The sequence below is a fragment of the Romboutsia sp. BSD2780061687b_171204_C1 genome, from assembly GCF_015560225.1.
Lineage (GTDB): Bacteria > Bacillota > Clostridia > Peptostreptococcales > Peptostreptococcaceae > Romboutsia_C > Romboutsia_C hominis.
Window position 1 is genome coordinate 1 of sequence record NZ_JADMRK010000027.1, and the last position, 2,206, is coordinate 2,206.

The window sequence follows — 2,206 nt, forward strand, 5'->3', positions numbered from 1 at the left end:
GAGTTTGGACCGTGTCTCAGTTCCAATGTGGCCGATCACCCTCTCAGGTCGGCTACTGATCGTCGCCTTGGTAAGCCGTTACCTTACCAACTAGCTAATCAGACGCGGGTCCATCCTGTACCGCAAAAGCTTTGATAAGAAAGCCATGCGACTTTCTCATGTTATCTCGTATTAGCATACCTTTCGGTATGTTATCCGTGTGTACAGGGCAGGTTACCCACGCGTTACTCACCCGTCCGCCGCTCTTTACCGAAGTAAATCGCTCGACTTGCATGTGTTAGGCACGCCGCCAGCGTTCATCCTGAGCCAGGATCAAACTCTCAAATAAAAGTTGTTACCTGCTCAGACTATCATTATCTGAATATCTGGCTTGGTTTGTTTTCGATTCTTTTAAGAATCAGTTATATAAATTAACCTACTGTTTAATTTTCAAAGTTCATTTTCGTTTTGCCCTTTTCTTAAGGACAAGTAATACTATATCATCTTATTTTTATATCGTCAATACTTTTTTGAAAAAAATTATTTTTTATTTATAATGTGCTTTTCAACAATTATATTATGTGTAAGATAGAGTATATTTATTCATTATTTTATTATTAACTTAAAAAAAATTAGCTATGCAATTTTATTTAAATTAATACAACTATATGCTTATAAATTTGATAAACTATATATATTTAAATATTATTATTAAGATGAATGAAAATTATATCCAAAGGCATATAATCATCTGCTTATAATTAACCTATTCACAAAAATCTTTTATCTTCTATATTATACTTAATATAACTTTATTAAGTATAATTAAATTACTTATTATAAAAAAGAAAGGATATTAAGTAATATTAATACCCTTTCTTTTTTATTAATCAACTTGTGATAATAATCTTCTCGCAACATCAGATACTTTTAATTCACCTAGTTCTGCATGTCCTATCGCTATAACTACTTTTATGGCATCATCTGTATTATCCCATTTATAAGCCCTAGCATTCATAACAGCATCTTCTGGCATTATTTCTTCTAGTTCCATAGCTAATTCATCTGCTAATGTTATATATTCATCAAATAAATCTTCACTATCTATTTCTTCTAAATCATAGTCTTCTTTTATTATTTCATTTAAATTGTCTATATCTATACTTATTTGGTAAGCTAATGTATCTTCTCTTTTTGTTCCTTTAGTTAAATCTTTTTCTACTATAAAGTCACTATTTTCTTGTATAGTCTCTTTTAGTTCTTCGCTATCTACTATTTCATCCCCAAAAACTACGTACATGATCTAATCATCTCCTTAGAATTATTTTGCTATTGATTCTACTAAAGACTCTTGCAATGTCTTCTTTATTCCTCTTTCCTTAGCAATCTTTATTAAATATCTATATCTTGATTTTTTTGCCTCTAATTCATATATAGCAACATCCACTAACTCTGGATCTGTAACTAGTTGAAAAAAATGTTCTGCTGTTTCAACATCCAACTGAGCTCTTTTTATCTCCTTTATTAGTTTTTGCTTTTCTTTATTTTTATTAATGTTTTTTATTTTAGACATAGTCATCCTCCCTAAATCATATTTTATTAAGAATTTTGACATATTCTAAAATCTATATACCATTATATGTAAATTTAATTCCTTTATCAAGATAGTATACATTCTTAGTATTATTTTTTACACATAAAAACCTCTAGTGAAAATCACTAGAGGTTACACTGGTGGGATTAACAGGGCTCGAACCTGTGACCCCCTGCTTGTAAGGCAGGTGCTCTCCCAGCTGAGCTATAATCCCGGATATGGTGCGCCCAAAGGGACTCGAACCCCTAACCTTCTGATTCGTAGTCAGACACTCTATCCAGTTGAGCTATAGGCGCAATTTTGGAGGCGACACCCAGATTCGAACTGGGGATCAAGGAGTTGCAGTCCACTGCCTTACCACTTGGCTATGTCGCCGTAATATAAATGGTGACCCATCCGCGACTCGAACGCGGGACACCCTGATTAAAAGTCAGGTGCTCTACCGACTGAGCTAATGGGTCATTTTACATGGGGTGGATAATGAGATTCGAACTCACGGCCTCCAGAGCCACAATCTGGCGCTCTAACCAACTGAGCTATACCCACCATATCTATATTGGTCGAGGTGAAGGGACTCGAACCCCCGGCCCCATGGTCCCAAACCATGTGCGCTACCAAACTGCGCTACACCTC

At 34.8% G+C, this 2,206-nt stretch carries 2 protein-coding genes, 5 tRNA genes and 1 rRNA gene; all 8 read right to left on the reverse strand.

Annotated features, from left to right (window positions below; translation table 11 throughout):
- A 16S ribosomal RNA gene (locus I2H23_RS15030) occupies positions 1 to 328 on the reverse strand; the annotation flags it as partial.
- Between the two features lie 537 nt (positions 329 to 865).
- The gene (locus I2H23_RS15035; protein WP_092921872.1) at positions 866 to 1,279 is read right to left on the reverse strand and encodes a hypothetical protein; all 414 of its coding nucleotides are present in this window, start codon (positions 1,277 to 1,279) and stop codon (positions 866 to 868) included.
- Positions 1,280 to 1,300: 21 nt separating this feature from the next.
- Positions 1,301 to 1,552 carry a DUF2508 family protein gene (locus I2H23_RS15040; RefSeq protein WP_166506174.1) on the reverse strand — a complete coding sequence of 84 codons (252 nt, stop codon included), beginning with the start codon at positions 1,550 to 1,552 and terminating at the stop codon, positions 1,301 to 1,303.
- A 159-nt stretch (positions 1,553 to 1,711) separates the two neighbouring features.
- A tRNA-Val gene (locus I2H23_RS15045) sits at positions 1,712 to 1,787 on the reverse strand.
- A 5-nt stretch (positions 1,788 to 1,792) separates the two neighbouring features.
- A tRNA-Arg gene (locus I2H23_RS15050) sits at positions 1,793 to 1,869 on the reverse strand.
- A 5-nt stretch (positions 1,870 to 1,874) separates the two neighbouring features.
- Positions 1,875 to 1,948, reverse strand: a tRNA-Cys gene (locus I2H23_RS15055).
- A 10-nt stretch (positions 1,949 to 1,958) separates the two neighbouring features.
- Positions 1,959 to 2,034 (reverse strand) — tRNA-Lys (locus I2H23_RS15060).
- An 8-nt stretch (positions 2,035 to 2,042) separates the two neighbouring features.
- Positions 2,043 to 2,119: transfer RNA gene (locus tag I2H23_RS15065), tRNA-His, on the reverse strand.
- Between the last annotated feature and the right edge of the window lie 87 nt (positions 2,120 to 2,206).